Annotated in this window: 18 protein-coding genes; 10 read left to right on the plus strand and 8 right to left on the minus strand. The window is 53.1% G+C overall.

Going from position 1 to position 18,469, the window contains the following annotated elements; genetic code table 11:
- Nucleotides 1-332 precede the first annotated feature (332 nt).
- Nucleotides 333-2,042 (minus strand): hypothetical protein, encoded by a 1,710-nt coding sequence (locus ACUN9X_RS18530; protein ID WP_445473994.1) that lies wholly within the window; start codon nucleotides 2,040-2,042, stop codon nucleotides 333-335.
- Nucleotides 2,043-2,575: 533 nt separating this feature from the next.
- Here ACUN9X_RS18530 and ACUN9X_RS18535 point away from each other — a divergent pair.
- Both ACUN9X_RS18535 and ACUN9X_RS18540 read left to right on the plus strand, forming a co-directional pair.
- Nucleotides 2,576-3,487, plus strand: coding sequence for a replication initiation protein (locus ACUN9X_RS18535; protein WP_222535029.1), 912 nt, complete (start codon nucleotides 2,576-2,578; stop codon nucleotides 3,485-3,487).
- A gap of 301 nt (nucleotides 3,488-3,788) precedes the next feature.
- Nucleotides 3,789-4,646: a hypothetical protein gene (locus ACUN9X_RS18540; protein WP_445473995.1), complete on the plus strand. Its 858-nt coding sequence runs from the start codon at nucleotides 3,789-3,791 to the stop codon at nucleotides 4,644-4,646.
- Nucleotides 4,647-4,833: 187 nt separating this feature from the next.
- Here the strand turns inward: ACUN9X_RS18540 and ACUN9X_RS18545 are convergent, their stop codons facing one another.
- The 5 genes from ACUN9X_RS18545 to ACUN9X_RS18565 all read right to left on the minus strand — a co-directional run bounded on the left by ACUN9X_RS18545 (nucleotide 4,834) and on the right by ACUN9X_RS18565 (nucleotide 7,209).
- A complete protein-coding gene (locus tag ACUN9X_RS18545) occupies nucleotides 4,834-5,178 on the minus strand; it encodes a hypothetical protein (RefSeq protein WP_226538208.1) in 345 nt (114 codons plus the stop codon).
- Nucleotides 5,179-5,426: 248 nt separating this feature from the next.
- Nucleotides 5,427-5,903, minus strand: a complete 477-nt coding sequence (locus tag ACUN9X_RS18550) for a hypothetical protein (protein WP_445473996.1) — start codon at nucleotides 5,901-5,903, stop codon at nucleotides 5,427-5,429.
- A 12-nt stretch (nucleotides 5,904-5,915) separates the two neighbouring features.
- A complete protein-coding gene (locus ACUN9X_RS18555) occupies nucleotides 5,916-6,356 on the minus strand; it encodes a hypothetical protein (protein ID WP_445473997.1) in 441 nt (146 codons plus the stop codon).
- Nucleotides 6,343-6,774 (minus strand): hypothetical protein, encoded by a 432-nt coding sequence (locus ACUN9X_RS18560; RefSeq protein ID WP_108019818.1) that lies wholly within the window; start codon nucleotides 6,772-6,774, stop codon nucleotides 6,343-6,345. Before ACUN9X_RS18560 ends, ACUN9X_RS18555 begins: the two co-directional genes overlap by 14 nt.
- A gap of 255 nt (nucleotides 6,775-7,029) precedes the next feature.
- Nucleotides 7,030-7,209: a hypothetical protein gene (locus ACUN9X_RS18565; protein WP_108019820.1), complete on the minus strand. Its 180-nt coding sequence runs from the start codon at nucleotides 7,207-7,209 to the stop codon at nucleotides 7,030-7,032.
- Between the two features lie 145 nt (nucleotides 7,210-7,354).
- On the opposite strand from ACUN9X_RS18565, the gene ACUN9X_RS18570 reads away from it, so the two are divergent.
- From ACUN9X_RS18570 to ACUN9X_RS18585, 4 genes are read left to right on the plus strand one after another with little or no spacing between them, the layout of a single operon-like run.
- Nucleotides 7,355-8,071: a nucleotide-binding protein gene (locus ACUN9X_RS18570; RefSeq protein WP_062786849.1), complete on the plus strand. Its 717-nt coding sequence runs from the start codon at nucleotides 7,355-7,357 to the stop codon at nucleotides 8,069-8,071.
- Nucleotides 8,068-9,039, plus strand: a complete 972-nt coding sequence (locus tag ACUN9X_RS18575) for a ParB/RepB/Spo0J family partition protein (RefSeq protein WP_445473998.1) — start codon at nucleotides 8,068-8,070, stop codon at nucleotides 9,037-9,039. The genes ACUN9X_RS18570 and ACUN9X_RS18575 overlap by 4 nt, the downstream gene beginning before the upstream one ends.
- Nucleotides 9,040-9,042: 3 nt before the next feature.
- Nucleotides 9,043-9,462, plus strand: a complete 420-nt coding sequence (locus tag ACUN9X_RS18580) for a hypothetical protein (RefSeq protein ID WP_108019824.1) — start codon at nucleotides 9,043-9,045, stop codon at nucleotides 9,460-9,462.
- Entirely contained in the window at nucleotides 9,459-10,079 is a 621-nt protein-coding gene (locus tag ACUN9X_RS18585; protein WP_445473999.1) for a hypothetical protein, read from the plus strand. Before ACUN9X_RS18580 ends, ACUN9X_RS18585 begins: the two co-directional genes overlap by 4 nt.
- Before the next feature lie 28 nt (nucleotides 10,080-10,107).
- Here ACUN9X_RS18585 and ACUN9X_RS18590 read toward each other — a convergent pair whose 3' ends face one another.
- Nucleotides 10,108-10,812 carry an HNH endonuclease family protein gene (locus ACUN9X_RS18590; RefSeq protein ID WP_445474000.1) on the minus strand — a complete coding sequence of 235 codons (705 nt, stop codon included), beginning with the start codon at nucleotides 10,810-10,812 and terminating at the stop codon, nucleotides 10,108-10,110.
- Nucleotides 10,813-10,857: 45 nt separating this feature from the next.
- Nucleotides 10,858-11,802 (minus strand): DNA-binding protein, encoded by a 945-nt coding sequence (locus tag ACUN9X_RS18595; RefSeq protein WP_062786862.1) that lies wholly within the window; start codon nucleotides 11,800-11,802, stop codon nucleotides 10,858-10,860.
- 118 nt (nucleotides 11,803-11,920) lie between these two features.
- Between ACUN9X_RS18595 and ACUN9X_RS18600 the strand changes: the two genes are divergently transcribed.
- The 4 genes from ACUN9X_RS18600 to ACUN9X_RS18615 all read left to right on the plus strand — a co-directional run bounded on the left by ACUN9X_RS18600 (nucleotide 11,921) and on the right by ACUN9X_RS18615 (nucleotide 18,052).
- Nucleotides 11,921-12,466 (plus strand): hypothetical protein, encoded by a 546-nt coding sequence (locus ACUN9X_RS18600; RefSeq protein ID WP_445474001.1) that lies wholly within the window; start codon nucleotides 11,921-11,923, stop codon nucleotides 12,464-12,466.
- Between the two features lie 140 nt (nucleotides 12,467-12,606).
- On the plus strand, nucleotides 12,607-13,173 hold the full coding sequence (locus ACUN9X_RS18605; protein ID WP_445474002.1) for a recombinase family protein: 567 nt from the start codon (nucleotides 12,607-12,609) through the stop codon (nucleotides 13,171-13,173).
- 154 nt (nucleotides 13,174-13,327) lie between these two features.
- Nucleotides 13,328-15,457, plus strand: coding sequence for a site-specific DNA-methyltransferase (locus ACUN9X_RS18610; protein ID WP_445474003.1), 2,130 nt, complete (start codon nucleotides 13,328-13,330; stop codon nucleotides 15,455-15,457).
- A gap of 3 nt (nucleotides 15,458-15,460) precedes the next feature.
- Nucleotides 15,461-18,052, plus strand: coding sequence for a DEAD/DEAH box helicase (locus ACUN9X_RS18615; RefSeq protein WP_445474004.1), 2,592 nt, complete (start codon nucleotides 15,461-15,463; stop codon nucleotides 18,050-18,052).
- Nucleotides 18,053-18,469: the final 417 nt, after the last annotated feature.

Genomic DNA, 18,469 nt, shown 5'->3' on the forward strand with positions numbered 1-18,469 from the left:
GCGGTGGTGAACCTGGAGGGCCAACGGCCTGGAAGGCTCACGACCGCGAACAGAGAGGCGTTAAACAGTCTCGTAAGTGCCGGTGACAACCGGCGGTGAAGAGTCTGTTGCCGAACAGGTAGAGGGTTCAGAGCACAGCCCTGGTCGCCGGGACGGCGAGAACGATAGGGATACGGAGGGCGTCAGTCCCGCCAACGGCGGGATGAGCGAATAGCGAACCCGGAGCAGCCCGGCCCGTAGGGATCGCACTGAATATCCAAATCCACAACCTTCTCAAACACCGGGAGGCAACATCCAGGTTCAACCCCGAGCCCAACTTCTGACAGAGCTTTTCAGGGCATGCACTTGAGGCGGTGCAGCAAGGTGCGAAGATAATCCTCCGTAAGCTCGACCACCCGAACTCGATGACTGTAACAAACAGGACACTCGTTTATGGGTGTCGGCAACTGGTGCCGTTTGCAGCTCAGACAGAACAACGCAGTCTCATGACCGGCAGCGGCAATGGCATTGGCATCGTTGACGGAGTAATCGAGCCGCTGAGTGACGTCTTCCCTGCGCGCCCGCCATTCCTGCTCAACCTTCTGATACTTTTCATCTTCCGGGAATATATCTCCCAGCAACGCCTGCAAAGTCGCTCGTCCTCTTTCCGCCCGGACAGCCTTGGCCTTGACCTGTCTTTGCTCCTTTTCGTGAGCCGTCCAGATATCCGGTCCGGAAGCCAAAACCCGAAATGTCTTGGCCGGACGCTCTTCGGCAAGCACGCCACGCTTACACAGTTCCTTGAGATACGATAGAACCACCGCGTACGGCGACCGGATGGCATTATTCTCGGCAGGGGTCAAAAACCACACCCCACGTAACTCGTAATCTTTGCGTTGGTTGTAAGGCTGCTTCAGATGGGCCTGCTTGAGTTGGCTCAGCTTCAAGGCCCATTCACGAACGCCGGCGGCTTTTTCGGCATAGGCCAGCGCATGGGCCACCGAGAAAATATAGCCCGGTTCCTTATCCAGAATCAGAGACTCAAACACCGCGCTTTGCCAAAGTCGCCGATCTTCTTTGAACACCCACTCCCGTTGAACACTGACATCCATGAACGTCGGCCACTTCTCTGGCTCGAATCTCAAGCGCCGTGCAATCTCTTCCAGCCGGGGCTTTGCACGTTCTGCCAACCGGTCTCCCAGAGTCAGCCAGCCCATGGATTCCACTTGCTCCAGGTTTCTTAACGCAATCTCAAACGGCTCTCGGGCTTCTGCTTTCTTACGAATCAGGGCCTGTCTGCGCTCCTCCTTCTGCTGTGTCGCACGCTCCTTCTTACGTTTGGCCGCTTCCTCCCGTTCGCGTTGCCGTTCGAGGCGTTTGATCTCGATCGGTACCCTGGCCTCCAGCGCTTTCCGTACGGCATGAACCTTCGGTAGCTCGTCAATCAAAGAGCACCGATGCCACCAACGGGGCGCAGATTTCAGTACCTCAGCCTCAAGCGCGACCGGATCCAGCACGGTTTCCTCTGACAACCAGCTCAGATCAATCTCCATGACGTTATCAATTGCCAGGCTCTTATTATCCTCGACGGCATGCGTAACCAGGATCTCAATATGCAACTCAGCATCGTTCTTCAGAAGGGCAGTCACGTCAGGCGTCAGACCATTGTCCAACCGTTTCTCAGAGACGGCCGATACGAAATGGACCTCACGCGAGTCGAAGTGCAGTGTTTCCGATAGTGTTTCGCCGAACACCAGGGGAAAGGAGAGCAACACATCCCGCTCCGGCAACCACACTCGACCGGCATCCAAGAGGATCTGCTTGGCCATCTTGTGCAGGGCGGTTTCGTACCCACCAGGGCACTCGGCGCCGCGATGGTGAGCAAAATAGAAGCGACCAGCCACACTGCATTTGGCAATCAATGGAACCTTGCACTCAGGACAATGGCAGCCGCACTTCTTGCCCCGGTCCACAGTCTCTGGACGGTACAAGCGGCCATCCTTTTCACCAAAGGGCACTCGTAGCTTGCTCAGGGCAGGGCGGTTATTGGTTTCTGAACTCACGCGACAGACAAATTCCGCATTGAATGAATTGATGAATACCGGACAGGCGCTCAGACCAGTCTATACCAACACAGGGGCAGGGGAGGGCAGAGACCACGCTAACCTGTCGGACAACCATCATTATCGGGAAATTTCCGTACGGAAACTGATGGGATCACCAACAACGTCCAGCCATAAATCTCTCCCCTTTACCGACCATAAATCTCTCCCCTTTACACTTTGAGGCCTCTCAGGCACTGAATGCCTTGCTCACAAATGCCTCGAACTTGCTGCGAAATGGCTGGGATCTTCCACTTGTGGATAACTGCCATATTTCCCTCCCCCTCACCATATTGCTCTCCCCAGACACCATAATGCTCTCCCCTTGTTAACCATAACCCTCTACCCCCTTTGCCATACTGGTCTCCCCTTTGACCATAAAACTCTCCCTTTTGGGCTGTTTTTTACGATCTAAAACAAATAGTTAGGCCTTCCGAAAAGCAGTAAAAGAGAAAAAGTAGTACAGTATAAAAGATTATAAAAAGGGGTTTTTTGTGGATCAGCTCACTCAACGGGTACGGAAAGCCAATCGGCTCAATGAGGCGAAATTCCGTTTAACGACAACGGAATACAGGATCCTGCTTCTGTGCGTCTCCAAAGTGAAGCCAATGACTGACGACGTTCCCAACAAGTTCCGGATCTACGGAACTGAGTTCGCGGACATGTTCGGTATCAGCACCAAAAACGCCTACAAGCAGATTCGTGAGGGCTTGGATTCCACCTGGGACAAACAATTTTTTGAGCGCATCCCTGCCACCAAGGGCACTGAAGCCGGGTGGCGCCGTCGGCGCTTTGTCATCACGCAAGAATATAACCCTGGCGAGGGCTACGGAGAGTTAGAGTTTCATCCGGACTTTTTGCAGCACCTGGTCAACCTTCGGGAGCAGTACACCGACTACGGACTGCGCAACGTCACGCATTTGCCGTCCTTCAACGTCATCCGGGTTTACGAGCTGCTGGTTCAGTTCCGTAAAGTCGGGCACCGTACTTTCGAAATCAGCTGGTTCAAAGAGCTCCTGGGACTTGAGAACAGCTATCCCCGATTCAAAGACCTGCGGACCCACGTCATCGAGCCTGCGCTGAAGCTGATCGATGCTCACACTGATATCCAGATCATCAAACACGACAAGAAGTGGTTCCGTACGGAAAAGCGCGGCAAGAAGGTGATTGCCTTTGAGGTCTATTTCCGCCACAAGGCTCAGCAGACGCTTGACCTGGATGAACCACAACCCCTACCCGTCGAAGAGCCGGTCACGCCACAGGTAGAGTATGAATGGGAAGCGGCGGGCTATCGCACCGAAGCTGAATATCGTGACGCCCGCAATACCGAGAAGCGATACGGTGTGACTTTCAATGACGCTCGTGAGTACATCACCTTCACACAGAAGCTCCAGAGACGGGCCTGAATCTCGGCCTCCAGGCCATTAATTCATCAATAGAGTTCGTCTCATGAACTATAGAATTTACTCCAAATAGCTCAACCACGCGGCTTTTATCCAAATTTGCTATATCTGTATTCTAGAGATCTTCTGTTCTATTCAGCTAAATAGTGTCATCGCTGTCCAATAGAGAGACCAAAACCGATGACTGAAGCAAACTCCTGGACTGAATCCCTGATTGCAGTCGCAAGCACAATCCCGACAGAAAACCTGGCCATCGTTGCCCTAGTAATTGTAGCTATCACCGCCATTCGGAGGCCCCGTTGATATGCTGACCAAAGACCGATTCTCGCCTCTGCCGCGCCATTGGCTCAGCATGGATGGGCCCAGCCCCTGGTGGCTGGCCAAGACGGCCCGCCGGACGATTCTGGTATATCCACCGATCTTCCCGGACCCTCCCACCGCCGGTGCAGTCACAGCTGCGCTGAAGATCTACATCGCCTTGGTCGCCATGGCTGACGATGACAACCAACGGAAGAGGGTAGGGCGGTACGCTGTCAAAACGACTTATGAAGAGATTCAGCAGTACTTGAAACTTTCACGGGCAATGGTCAGAGAAGGATTGAAGCTGCTCGAACAGTGTCACGCCATCGAGCGAACCGGGCATAAGCCTCTGGTCTATAAGATCACCGGCCTGGATCGAAACACGGAAGAGGGCGCCAAAGGCTTTGTGAAGCTGCCCAAAGGGCACCTCTACGGTAACCGAAGGCAATCAAGCACGCTCCCGATCACGTTGGCGAACTACCCGACACGTGGCGTAGATGCGATGAACGGGTTGGCGCTCTACCTTTTGTTGCTGTCAGTCGTTCAACGAGACAACAACGTGGCGATGATCTCCTATGAACGGATCAAGGAACGCACCGACATGTCATCGAAACAGATCCGCCAAGGCTTGGATCTCCTGGTGAACCACAACTTGATCAGCGTCCTGAGACTCAACAATGAAGAAACCTTTGAGGCGTTCGGGATGCCGGTACCCGAAACCGTCCTGCGAGGAACGCCTAACGCCTATCTGATTAAAGGCCTCAAGGGCCGGGAGTACAACCAGCGTGTAAACACGCTCGGCGAGATGATCAAGCAACGCAAGGACATGGTGGTGCCGGCGGATTTTGATGAACCCGCCTGAGAAATTTCCGTACGGAAATTCCCATAACGAAAACCCAGGTCCCACGTCTAAAAACCTATATTTTTATATGATTTTGAGGTAGGCTATCGATACTCAATGAGGCATGGAAGCCCGTTCACCGCAGTAAGGTCTCTCGGGTGCGTCACCTGCTCAGTGGTGAGCCTGGCCGGGGGCACCTGGCACCATTTTATGATCGCCCACGACCCAGCCGGTCATTGTCTGGCTGCACAACCCTTAACATAGGCTTGCGGCGCTCCATAACAGCCACCACACCTTCGTCCTCGATCTTCGCGCCCACAATGTAGACGCCAGGCCCCAGCCGGTTATAGGGTTCCAGGATCATCGTACGCCACGACTCGATATCCAGCAGGACCGGAGACACATTTGGAAGCCTGCGTATCAACTCCCGGTCGGCTGTCCCAAGCCATTGGCTAATGACAATTTCACTGGACGTAACGATCCCCACCGGATCCATCGAGGCGTAGGCGGATAAGGTCGAGTAGTAAGTGTTGTGACGTCGACGGAATTCCAAACTGTCCCCGAATACTGTATAAATAAACAGTATTACAGAAAAGTCAACCGGACGTCTATCGCTGGTCTTGCCGATCAGCGCCGCTTTCGTGGGCGCTCCTTCGTAGCCCCACAGTCCGCACACAGCCAGCTGTGAAGCGTTTCCGTCACAAAGCTGCTACCACAGGCAGGGCACTTGTTGGGGGTCTTCTCATCGTCTCGCACGGTTCACCTCGCCGTTAAACTGTCGGAACGAATCACCATACGGGATCACGCGCCAGGGACAAGCAGCCGGAAACCGGTCGTCAATGCCGTGCTGACTAAACCACTCATAGCATCCTGCCCTGATGACCGGGCCATAGTGCGCAACTCGTCACCGAAGGAAGCAGAGGGATCCACGGAAGAGGGGACGCATTTCAACAGCTCCAGGCCTTTCGCGGACAAGGTCACGTCGTCCACGAAAAATGGTCCACGAAACTGACCGGCCAACAGGTAGCCTGAATCAGCTAACCACCGGACCGAATTCAGTGCAAAGTCCAGATCGTCATAGGTCACCGTGACTTGGTTTCCGTCTCCATCCCGGGCCGGGATCGGACTACCATCAAGAAGATCATCCTCTTCATTGACCTCAAGGCCCAGTACCCGCCCGACTCGCAACGTGATTCGTTTGGGGAACTCTTCATAGAGCACCGCCAAGGTCATGCCCACGGCTCGATTGAAGCGGGTTATATTTTCCGGCTCTGACATCATCTACTCCTGTTAACTGTCCGGGGAATACTGGATGGCTTTCGGAACTGGCTCGTCAGTGACCCTCAGCATCAGGCCATCATTGGCCACATCCAGGTTGGCCCTCCGGGCAGGGTCTTTTCCGACCATGGCCGCCGCCAAAACCTTTTCGACCTCATAAGCCCGCCGACCGTCGATATGCACGTCCGGGTGGCCAATTCCATTGCTTGCGCCGGCAGGATACCCGAGTAGCTGTTTTGCTGCCCACATCAGCTGATCGATCTGGTCACAGCATTCCTCCGAGGCCATTGCCCGCTCTCCATCAGCGCTGGGGCGAGCCACTGGAATAACCCCCTGACGAACCAACTCAGCGACAATCTCCAGCTGGCCCAGACAAAGGCGAGTAAAGACATCAAGGCTCTCACAGACACCCTTGCCCTGATCGATACTGAGAGTAAGGTTAAGCCTGTCCATGGTTCCCTTCCTCGTTATCTGCCGACTTCTGAGCCGACTGTCTGGCAGCTTGCTCAGCCTGGCGCCACAGCCACACAAAATCTTCCTTGGTTAGATGCCTTTGCGCCAATTCCACGAACGCCTGGCAGGCTTCAACTTCCTGGCCCCCGCGGCTTATCAGTGCTCTGGCCGCCCGGATCCGCTGGTTGACCTCACTCAGCGCCGCCCGGTAACGCTCTCGCTCAGTTTTAAGATGATGGAGTTTGCGGGTAGCCCTGTCCCGCCAATCCGCGTCTCGCCTCATTTCACCTCGATCGGCACTGAGCAGCTGCGCTTTGATTGAACGCTTGAATGAATCCAGCGTCTCAATCTTGTCAATCAGCCAACATCGAAGCTGAGCATCATCCAGATTCTCAGGTAGGGACAGTTCACTGTTCATATCAAACGCCCTCCATGCTCGAAGCTTCCTTCGACAGTGCCCTGACCTCTTCTCGTGGCACTCTCACCCGGCAACCGCGGATATCAATCACCATAGTTCGTTTGTGAATCCGCTTAACGGTCCCACGGGTGCAACCAACCCTCACTGTTTCGCCACGACTCATTGAAACTTGCATCTTACTTACCTCGCTGTTGTGCGGTAATCCACGTGTTCATAGTAGCGCCACCAACCTATAAAGTAAACATTTCGGTAAACTTATAAGATGGTGAGACCGGGATTTCTTTTTTGCAGCTCATCGATTACACGCTCTCTGGACATTTTTTCGCAAAAGGCGGTTGGCAAAGTGTCTGTCTGAAACAGGGCTTCAATCTCCCGCTTCAACTCACCGGAATAGCGCGCCATCCAATGACCCTCAACAAGCATCAGCTCAATCATTCTATGCTCCATATAGAATTATATGTATGCAATCATTATTACACAGCCATAGTTTGACTGAAACATTTACTCTGCTACTATAAATCCGCCACTCATGTTCGCCGGTGAAACGAAACGAGGCGACCTAAGTCGATAAGGAACAGTCATGCCGAAACCTTTCGCTCCAAAGCTCAAGAAAACCGCCGTTATCGCGGTTATGAACCGCAAAGGCGGCGTTGGTAAGACCAACACCGTTACCAACCTGGCCACCGAATTCCAGAATCGCGGATACCGCGTCACCATCGCCGATACCGAGAAGGATGGCGGGTGTGTGCATTGGCAAAGCCTGGCTGGCGAAGAGGCCAAAGTCCCCGTCATTGCCATGTATGATCCGATGATCAAGGTCAACATCAAGGCCTACTACGAAAGCAATGACATCATCCTGATCGATACCGCCGGGATCATCAGTGATGCCAATGCCGATGAGGACGGCAAGGCCAGCACCATCAACAGTAAGGTCATGGCCTTGGCTGATTATGTGGTTGTTCCTCTGACGCCATCGGCCGCTGATTTTCGGGCCACGGAAGTCTGCACAGAGAACCTGGAGAAAATTCAGGATTTCCGGGATGGGAAGCCCTATTTCCGGGTGCTGTTGACCAGTACCCGTGCTACGGAAGAGCTCACCCGGATGGCTCTTGAAATGTTCGGTGAGGACTATCAGTACCCCGTTTTCAAAACCACCATTCGGCGCTCCGAAGAATTCAAGAAAGCGTTTGCATTCGGCACGGGCGTCGTCGAGTCGGCCCGATCTTCGGCAGCGGCCGCCGACATCCGCGCTCTGGCCGATGAAATTCTCTCTGACTTTGAAGAGGGCCGGGCATGAGTACCGCTAAAAAAAACAAACTTTCCCAGGCCCTGAAGGGGGCTCAGAAGCCAAAACCGGACACCACACCTGAAGCTAGGCCACAGGTTCGGGAAGCCGAAGGCGATTACGCCATGGTGCCGGTCTCTGCAATCGATCCGGACCCGAACCAGCCCCGGAAAACCTTCACTCAGGAATACATTGAGGGATTGGCTGAATCGCTGAAGCTTAACAAGCAGCGCCAGGCGATCACCCTTATTCGCAAGGCTGACGGCCGCTTCCAGATCAAGGAAGGTGAGAGGCGTTGGCGAGCCGCGCAGATTGCCGGCCTGGACTACCTCAAAGCTATCATCGAGGACGAAAAATCGGAAGGTCTGAGCCCCGCGGAAGAGGCCGAGAAACTGAGAGCTCAACGCGCCGAGAATACCGATCGCGAACCCCTGACGGTTTGGGAAGACATTGAGGCCTGCGCACGGTACGTGGAGCTGACTGGCAAGAGCCAGAAAGAGGCGGCGAAAGACCTGGTAATCAGCACCAGCAAGCTCAACAAGATGCTGAAGATCTACAAGGGACCGGAACCCGTCCAGGAAACCGTCCGTCTCGGCGTTGCCACAAACCTAAACACGGTGGGCAGTCTGATTGAGATGTGGGAGATCTCTCAGGAAACCGCCGAAGCGGAAGTGAAGAAGATTCTCACCGATGGACAGCTACCAGAGCGTTCCGAAGCGCTCTACGCACAGAAGGCCAGGGACATGAAAGCCTCTGGGTCCGCTGGCGCGGCAACCAAACAACCCAAGAAAGCGCCCAAAACCTCCAAAGCAAAACCGTCTGAGCCTTCTGCCAAACCTCAAGGCATTTCGGACATGAAGGTTGTAGGGGAGGGCGTATTACAGATCACCGACAAATCCGGGCAAGTTCAACGCTACCGCGTGACGAAAAGTTGGCAGAAACAGTGGGAAGCCTTGGGTGAAGCACTTTTTAATGACTGAGTTATGACCGATAACCAAGACAAAAAATCCCAAAGGGTAGGGGATGGCCGGGTGTTTTTCCGCTATCTCCTGGAGCACTTCGGCCCAAAGGAAAACCACAACGCAACGGCTCAGCGAGTACTCAGCATTGGCCAGGAAAAGTATGGCGCTGAGCGGGATTCACTGGCCGGTAAACACCTCCGCAGCTGGGCAGATGGCACTCGGATTGTCCCGAAATGGGCCTATTCCGCTGCGCTGGATCTGTGCCTGGAATCCGGTTTTGAGCCGGAAAGCGAGGATCAGGTCATTGCCTGCTGGAAAACCTGGCAGTCCGCTCAGCCAGAAAAGCCCTTGCCGGCTCTCATGTCAGAATTCCGGAGCGTCGTTCCGCTGACAGAGGAGCAGGAGAGCACCTTGACCGATTACCTGGGATTGACCCCATGAAGAACACATCCATTGTGCTGACTGAGCAACAGTTCGAGACGGCTGCCAGAAAGGCGAAGGTGTCGCCGGCTATTGCTGAGGGCGCCCGCCGCGTATTTGTCGACGGCGTACCGGCTGTGGACGTATTCGACCGCACAGCAGAAGGCGCAGAGGTGCAGTATCAGGCGTTGGCCAGGATCTACCGACAGGCGGTACCACCGACTAAACCCGGGCAGTACACCGAAGCCGATGTGGACCTGGTCTCGAAACACTTCCGGTTTATGAAGTATTGGACGCTACTCGCGCTGAAAATGGTTCTGGTTGAAGGCTATCGAGCGGTCGAAGGTGCCGAACTGGTTGGAATCCGGAAGCAGCAAATGAGTGCCAGTATCCGGAGCTTTGAAGAGAAAGCGCTACAGCTCGGCCTGAGCATCCCTGAAGGTATGGAGCAGGTACACTGCTTGTTACCTGTCGATTACGCTAGGCAGGTTCGGGAGCTGGAAGCGGCCGTCAGTCACAACCAGGTAACCAAGCGGCCCCAAAAACGACCTGTCTTTGCCGTGCTTAACACCACCGACGCCGAAAAGGTTGAGGCCTTTATCAGGGACCTTGATCGGGCTCATCCTCAGACCAGGTGAGTTTCCGTACGGAAACTCTCATGCCACTTTAGCCTGTCCGGCATTGATCCAATAATCCGGAGATAGCAGCTTCCTCCCGGGGCGTTGGCTGTAAATTATAGATTTTAACAACCCTTACGAACCGGGCGACATAGCCACACTGCCCTGAAGGCGGCAGCCACTGATCTGGCCCCTGGGCACCTTTACTCGCATTCAGACTGGACTCAACCGGGAGCAGGTTAACCGGATCATTGGCGAACTTTTCACGTTTCGCCTGTGGCCAGGAAGGCGCTCCTCGTTCCCATGCCCATTTCAAAGGCACAACATGGTCGATCTGCACTTTCGATCCATCATGGATCACATTTCCTGTGAAGGGTGAAATCCAGCGGCCGTAGATCACCCTGCAATCATCCCCGCCCGCAAAGCGAACTGGCACCGTGGACTGATCAATCAGCATTTCCATCCGAGTGTTCTGGCAGTCGCCATCTTCGTCGGCCCAACCATGGCCAAATCGATCCCTGCTGTAAGCCAGGGTGTTGACTTGGTCGCGACTGTAACCACTGCCTCTGGGTAAACGGCCTCCTGATTGCAAACAATCCTGGACGGTTCCGAATCTCTTAAAGTGCTTCACGGTGTCGTAATACGAGCTTTCGGTCCCATGGCAAATGCCGGATCGAGACTTCTTGACTACATCGGCCGCCCCTAACAGCGGCAGGGCCGATAACACCAAGATCAACAGCAACCGGGCTGCCATCGTAATTGTCCTCCTTGATCTCAGTTTGCGAGTAGGGCAGTTGCGTTATTTCTTGGCATTGCCCTTTTTCTCATCTGTCGTTGACGTCTTTGCAATCAGGGCGTCCAAATCCTTCTGAAGGGCGGCAGCCTGCGTCTCAGCCTGCACAGCTCTGCGCTCAGCTTCTTTCTCAGCTTTCCTGGATTCGTCCCGCTCTTCCTTCCGTTCTTCGGCTCTTCTCAGTGCAGCCTCTTCGCGCTCCGCAATCGCAGACAGCTGGGCTTTCAGCTCAGACCGCGTGTCAACCAGGTTATCGTTGGTCCGTTTCAGGCCCTCAATGTCCTCCTGCTGTTTCTTGACCGTTTCCTTGAGGGAATCACGCTGCTCCCGGAGATCTTCTTTATCCGCTTCCAACGCCTTATTTCGAGCATTGAGGCTTTTCACCTCATTCTCGGCCGCTTCACGCTTACCCTTTTCCTGCTCCAGTTTCTCCGTGGTAACGGCAAGGTCTTTCTCCAGGCGCACCACTTGCTGACGAAGCTTCTCCACGTTCGTATTTGCTGCCTGGAGCTCGGCGGAGGTTTCGTTCAGCCGGGTCTCTCTATCAGTCAGCTGATCTTCAAGGTCATCCACTGTGGTTGCGGCATCAATCAACTCGGCTTCAGCACTTTCCTGCTGCTCCTTCGCCGACTTCATCACATCCGCCACGCGCCTTTCCGCCGTCTTCACAGCCCGGTTGTTCAGATTGAGGGCCAGGGAGCGGACCTGCTCCAGGAAGGCCCCCGTCATTTCGTTCAGCGCCTCCTCGACCTCCACCGGAAGGTCCTGGACCGGCTCGCTTTCAACAACCTCCTGAGTCTGACGGTAATCCTCCCAGACCCGGACAAGGCGGGAAGGGTTGCCGCCTCCTACCTCTTTCCGTAGCGCAAAGCCTGTTACGCGGCGCCCCTCGCTCAGCAAGCGCTTGGCGGCCTCAATGATCTGTTCGTCTTCAAACTCGGCGGGGCGCATGTGGCAAACCTCATTATCAGTGGACTGTGCGAACAGTATAATGCATAATTAAGAAACAAACAAACAAACGAACAAAGAAATAAATAAACAAATAAATAATAGTCGATGTGAGGAAGCGATGGCATCTACGGAAGTTACTGAGGACTACGACTTACACCACAAGGCAGGTGGCCGCATTGGGCGGGCGAAGATCCGGTTGAAAATTACAAGGGTGCCCGAATACAACGATTGGCGATTTGACGGGAAAGTGGTGGTGAATGGCCCGACCGGCAACGCACTTGGGTGGATTAAGGGCGAAGTAAGAACGGGCAAAGTGTGCCTCGTGGATGACTGGGTTTTCCCGATCAATCTGGAAGGGATGGGGTTGGCAACCTGGCTTCTGGATCGCTTGCGCGACCTGATTCCGGAAGAAGTCGGAGTAACGCCCTGGCTGAAGGGCACTCTTACCCCCGAAGATTCAAAGAAGTCGGATCGTGGCTTTGGCAAACGCAGAAACGATTTTTGGAAAAGACACCTGATCCTGGATGCGGACCCTGGCGCACATTACACACCGGATTCGAATGGACATGATGGATCGTTTCTCGCCCCATGGCGCCAAAATGTCTTTGATCCCGATAAAGCCGGTTTTACTTACCAGAAGGTATCACAAGCTACTACTGAGTAACTTCGCGATCATTGCAAGTGGCAAAGTCTCCCTTCTAAAACCGTCGATTTTTATTGGAAAGCACTATAAGTTTCACAACGCCTATTGTTTTGGGGGCAACAATCACGTACAAAAATCTATGATTGGAAAAGGTACGCTCAATGATCATAGGTTACACACGGGCCAGCAGCCAAGATCACAATGCAGAGTTTCAAATCGATGCCTTACAACACGCGGGCTGCGAAAAAATTTTCCGAGAGGAATTAACGGGGCATTTCAAAGAGCGCCCGGTGCTCCAGCAGTGCCTCCGAACGCTAAAAAAAGGCGATGTACTCGTTATCTGGAAGCTGGGTCGCATGGCCCGGTCTCTCAAAGACCTCGTTGAGACCATTCAGGATCTCAAAGACAGAAATATCGGATTCAAATCCCTTTCTGAGGGAATCGATACAACCGGATCCGAAGGTCAGCTAGTCTTCCATGTTTTTGGAGCCCTGGCAGAGTTCGAGCATGATCTTATCCGCGAAAGAACAAAGGAAGGGCTTCAGGCTACCAGAGCAAGGGGCCGCAAGGGAGGTCGTAAGCCATCTATGTCGGAGGCCGACGTTAAAGAAGCTGTTGCTATGTTGACTGATCCGAATATCACTAAGAAGGAAGTCGCCGAGCACTTTCGAGTAACCAGAACCACACTCAACAGCTCTCTCGCGAGACTGAACAAAGAGAGGATGTAGCCCTTACAGACTTATGGGCCCCTCTTTGAGGAAGCTGTCATAAGTCTAGGTTTTCGACTAAGGAAATCCGTCCAGGCAGATGTCCAGGCCACCTGAAGCAGCCAAAGTTAATTCGGTATGCGTAATGGCAAGTTTTAAAAATTAGGAGTCGTTAGTGTCGAGATTGACCGATTTGATTGCGAAGGCAAAATCCAAAGATGCGGCGTTAGGAGCTGAACTAGATCGAGAGTTCAAGATGCTGTCGTCACGGTTACCCTTCGGGCTGAACTTCGAGCGTCACAGCCCTGAAGCGGTTGAGTTGCCGCTGCGACCAATTAGGAAGGGTGACAAGGTACGAGTACTACCGGAGCGTGGTTCCACCAAGAAGAGCGATCAGCGGCTGTGGCAGGTGAAGAGTATTCAAAGATCCAAGAAAACAGCTGTCTTGGAGTTGATGAACGCTGTAGAGCTCGAGACTCAAACCGTGTCGGTGGATGACTTGGTAGTGGTGGCAGAGTTCCGAGACACGATCTACCCAGGTCTAATCAGTACAGGCAAGGTAATGCGTGGCGGCGCCAAGCCATGCCATACAGTTATCAATGGAGAGAACTATCACGCTTTGAAAGCGCTAACCTACACCCATCGTGGCAAGGTGGATGCGATCTATATTGACCCGCCCTACAACACTGGGGCAAAGGACTGGAAGTACAATAACGATTACGTTGAGAAGGACGATTCTTACCGACATAGCAAATGGCTGGCGATGATGGAGCGCCGCCTATTGGCAGCAAAAGAGCTCTTGAACCCTTCCTGCTCCGTACTCATCGTAACTATCGACGAAAAGGAATATTTGCGATTGGGACTAATGCTGGAGCAGCTTTTCCCGGAAGCTAGTTTCCAAATGACAAGCACAGTCATTGCACCTCAAGGCTCACAACGTCCAGGCCGTTTTTCCCGCATTGAAGAATATGTCTTTTGTGGTTTTTTTGGGGAAGGCATCGCTGTGCCGACGGGCGATGCAATGATCGCAACTACAGACGATAGTGAGAATGAAGATAGTAATGCAACCCAGGAGTTGAAAGTAACGTGGGATAGCTTAATGCGCCGTGGCACTGACGCGACCAGAGAGTCCCGAGAAGATATGTTCTATCCAATCACTATTGACAAAGTGACACGTCAAGTTGTTGAGATTGGTTACCCTCCTGGTAAGGGAAATCCTATTCCGCCAGTCAAGGATGATAATCCAAATCATATTGTGAAGTGGCCTATACGAACAGATGGATCAGAAGGGCGATGGCAGCTTGGGCGCGATACTTTTGAAGAGGTTCTTAAAAATGGAATGGCCAGAGTTGGTCGTTCCTACGCCGTTACTTATCTGAAGGGCGGAGCCCGGTCACAGATAGAAAAAGGCGAAACCATTATGAGTGGAATGGATGCTTATGGATATCCTATATATCAGGCCAAAAGATCTTCAGTGGCGTGGCCGAGAACGATTTGGAATAAAAGATCTCATAACGCTAGTGTATATGGTTCGACTTTGCTGCGAGCTTTCATTCCTGGTCGTAAGTTCCCATTCCCGAAGTCGCTATATGCTGTCGAAGATACGTTGAGATTCTTCGTCGCAAATAAGCCAGACGCAGTCATTCTTGATTTCTTCTCGGGTTCAGGGACGACTGCTCATGCGGTGATGCGGCTGAACAAACAAGACGGTGGACAACGACAATGCATCAGCATTACTAACAACGAGGTCGCTGCCGTCGAACAGAAAAAGTTACTCGAAGCGGGCATGCGCCCCGGCGATGATGAGTGGGAAAAAGTCGGTATCTGCGACTACATCACCAAACCCCGAATTGCTGCCGCAATTACAGGGAAAACTCCAGATGGTGAACCGATCAAAGGTGACTACAAGTTCACTGATGAGTTTCCCATGGCAAAAGGTTTCGAAGAAAATGCCGAGTTTTTTACCCTGTCCTATGAGACTCCGGTGGCAGTCAGCCACAATCTGGCGTTCAACAAAATCGCGCCATTGCTCTGGCTCCGGGCGGGTGCACGGGGCAGTCGTATAGACAAGCTGCCCGCTGATGGCTGGGCAGTAGTAGATGCCTATGGGCTGTTGGTCAATGTGGATGCTGCCGCACCCTTTATCAAGGCGATGGATAACGCTGATAGAGTCGGTATTGCCTATATCGTTACCGACGATGACCGCCGCTTCCAGGCGATTGCCAAGCGGTTGCCCGATCGTGTCGAGCCAGTGCGACTTTACGAGTCTTATCTCACCAACTTCAGCTTTTCCAACGGAGAATAACGGATGAAGTTCACGCTCAAAGACTATCAGCGCGACGCCGTCCGCGATTCCTTGAATAACCTGGGCAAGGCTCGCCGCCTTTGGCACAGTGAAGCCGACAGGACGGCATTCTCACTCACTGCAGTAACCGGCGCGGGCAAAACAGTCATGGCTGCGGCCACGTTCGAAGCACTGTTTCACGGTGACGATGAATTCAGTTTTGATGCTGACCCTGGCGCAGTGGTGATCTGGTTCAGCGACGACCCATCTCTGAATGAGCAGACGCGTTTTCGCTTTATCGAGGCCAGTGACCGTATCAACTACACCGACCTGGTGGTAGTAGAAAACACCTTCAATAGGCCGAAGTTCCAGGCCGGGAAAATCTACTTTCTCAACACCCAGAAGCTTAGCAAGAACAGCCTTCTGGTACGCGGCCATGATCCAGAGGAAATGGCAGCCAAGGTGGATGGTACTTTCCCTGAAATGCGTCCCGATCTCCGTGCATACACCATTTGGGACACTATACAGAACACTATTGAAGACCCTGAATTGACGCTCTATCTCGTGCTGGATGAGGCGCACCGGGGTATGGGCACACAGACGGCAGCTAGCCAGAACGCCAAGAGTACTATCGTTCAACGGCTCATCAATGGCGTGGGTAGCGTCCCCGGCATTCCAGCAGTATGGGGTATCTCGGCCACGGTAGAGCGATTTAACAAGGCGATTGAGTCAGCCGGCAAGCACATCAAGCTGCCCAATGTGGAAGTTGATGCGTCCAAGGTGCAAGAGTCTGGCCTTATCAAAGATACCATCCTGCTGGATATACCGGACAATGTCGGTGACTTCGACACCGTTCTAGTGCGGCGAGCGACTGACAAACTCAAAGAATCAACCGTTGCCTGGGCAGCTTACTCAAAACAACAGCAGGAAGCCCATGTTGTCGTGCCGCTGATGGTTTTGCAGGTTCCCAATAAACCTGACCCTGATGAAATTGGGCGGGCTCTAGATACCATTTTTGAGCGTTATCCCGAGCTGCCATCTACCAGTGTGGCACATGTTTTCGGAGAACATTCAACGCAAAGGTTTGGCAATCGAGACGTACCCTACATCGAGCCTCAGCGAGTCGAAGAGTCGACTTGGGTGCGGGTGTTGATTGCCAAGGATGCCATTAGCACAGGCTGGGATTGCCCGCGAGCCGAGGTCATGGTGTCTTTCCGCGCTGCTCGCGATAAGACGCACATCACGCAATTGTTGGGCCGCCTAGTGCGTTCGCCACTGGCTCGCCGTATCCCAGGTAATGACCTCCTGAACGCGGTGGATTGCTTGCTGCCGAAATTCAATCGCAAGGCCGTGGAGCAGGTTGTCGATGAATTGACGACCGGCAGTGAGGCAGCAACACCGGGGCGCGTTTTGATCGATTACATCGAGGTGGTTCCGAATACTAATATTTCGCCTGAAGTATGGGATGCGTTCGAGGCATTGCCCTCGCAAACACGGCCGCAGCGTGGTGCCAAGCCTGCTGTGAGATTAACTGCATTGGCTCATGAATTGGCGTCCGACGATATTCTGCCAGGTGCTGGCAGTCTGGCCCATGCCGAAATGCATGTTTTCCTGGATAAGTTTCAGGCTGACAATGAAGCCAAGATCAAGGCCAAACGGCAGTCCGTGCTTGTTGTGGACGGTAAAACCGTAAAAGCGGACATGCTGGGCCAGGGTCGCAGCTTGGAACAGTTTTGGGAAGATGCCGACATGGTAGTAATCGACGATGCTTATCGTCGTGCAGCGCGTATCTTCAGCCCCGCGATTGCTCATTCGTATGTTGACCACTTGGCTAGTCAGAAAGCTGACAGGGAAGATGACCCAGAAGCATTCCTAGAAGCCATTGTTGAGGCTCGCGTGACCGTTGCTGGTTTGGGACTGGTTATAGAAGCACAGGATTTTTTTGATGCCGAGGCGGACAATTTGGCCAATACCTGGTTGTCCAAGTATAGGAAGCAGATCAAGGCGCTAAGCGATGATCGCAGGGAATCCTATCGGCAGATCATCGAGATGAGTACGGAGCCTCAGGACACAGGCTTGCTGAAGCCTGAGGCTCGTCATGAGGCGACCAAAGCAAACGAAAACGGCAAAGTGAGAGTCTTGCCAGTTTGGGAAGGCCACTTGCTGTGTGACCCTGCGGGCAAGTATCCGGCTGACCTGAATGACTGGGAACGCACCGTTGTCGAGACTGAATCGGCCAGGCCGGGTTTCTCCTCCTGGTATCGCAACCCGCAGCAGCCAGGACAGTCATCGCTGGGTATTGCATATCAGGATGCCGACCAATACAAAATACTGCGTCCGGATTTCATATTCTTTGCCGAGCAGGGTGGGCAAGTTGTCGCTGACATTATTGACCCACACGGGCTCCATTTGGCCGATGCTTTACCCAAACTGAAAGGACTAGCTATATATGCAGAGAAGCACGCCGGTGCGTACCGTCGTATTGAATCAGTGGCAGAAGTAAAGGATAAACTTAGAGTACTAGATCTAACCAATCAACAAGTACGTCATGCCATATCTATGGCAAGCGATGCTTCGACTCTATTTACTGGTGCATTAGCGAACGATTACAGCTGAGCCTGGTCATGGTACGGAGGACGATAACTAGGTCCTCCTACTATTTCGAGCATTGCGAGAAATCATTAGACCTCTTTAAAATCATCAACTTATACGCATAATAAAGATTATGTTAAACGTCACGCACTGTATCTTTTAGTTCATGAGTTTTTGCTGGATTGGCCTGTAGCCCTGTAACTGTGAGGTTCCCTGCAAATATCACCGAGATTCGCCTTTTTCTCTTACACGCAGTGCAGTAAATGATTCATGGCCCGTCGAGCAACGCGCAGATGTGATCTCCAATGTGCAGTCTGGTCGCAAAGCGAACATTCGAATTCTGTGTTTAGCTGGGGGCAACTACAGTCTGCCCTAATCACGTATCAGGCCCACCCAGAGTTGGAAAAATCCGGCTCCTGCGATCGTAAGAAAAAATTAGCG

It is taken from the genome of Marinobacter sp. V032 (genome assembly GCF_052645435.1).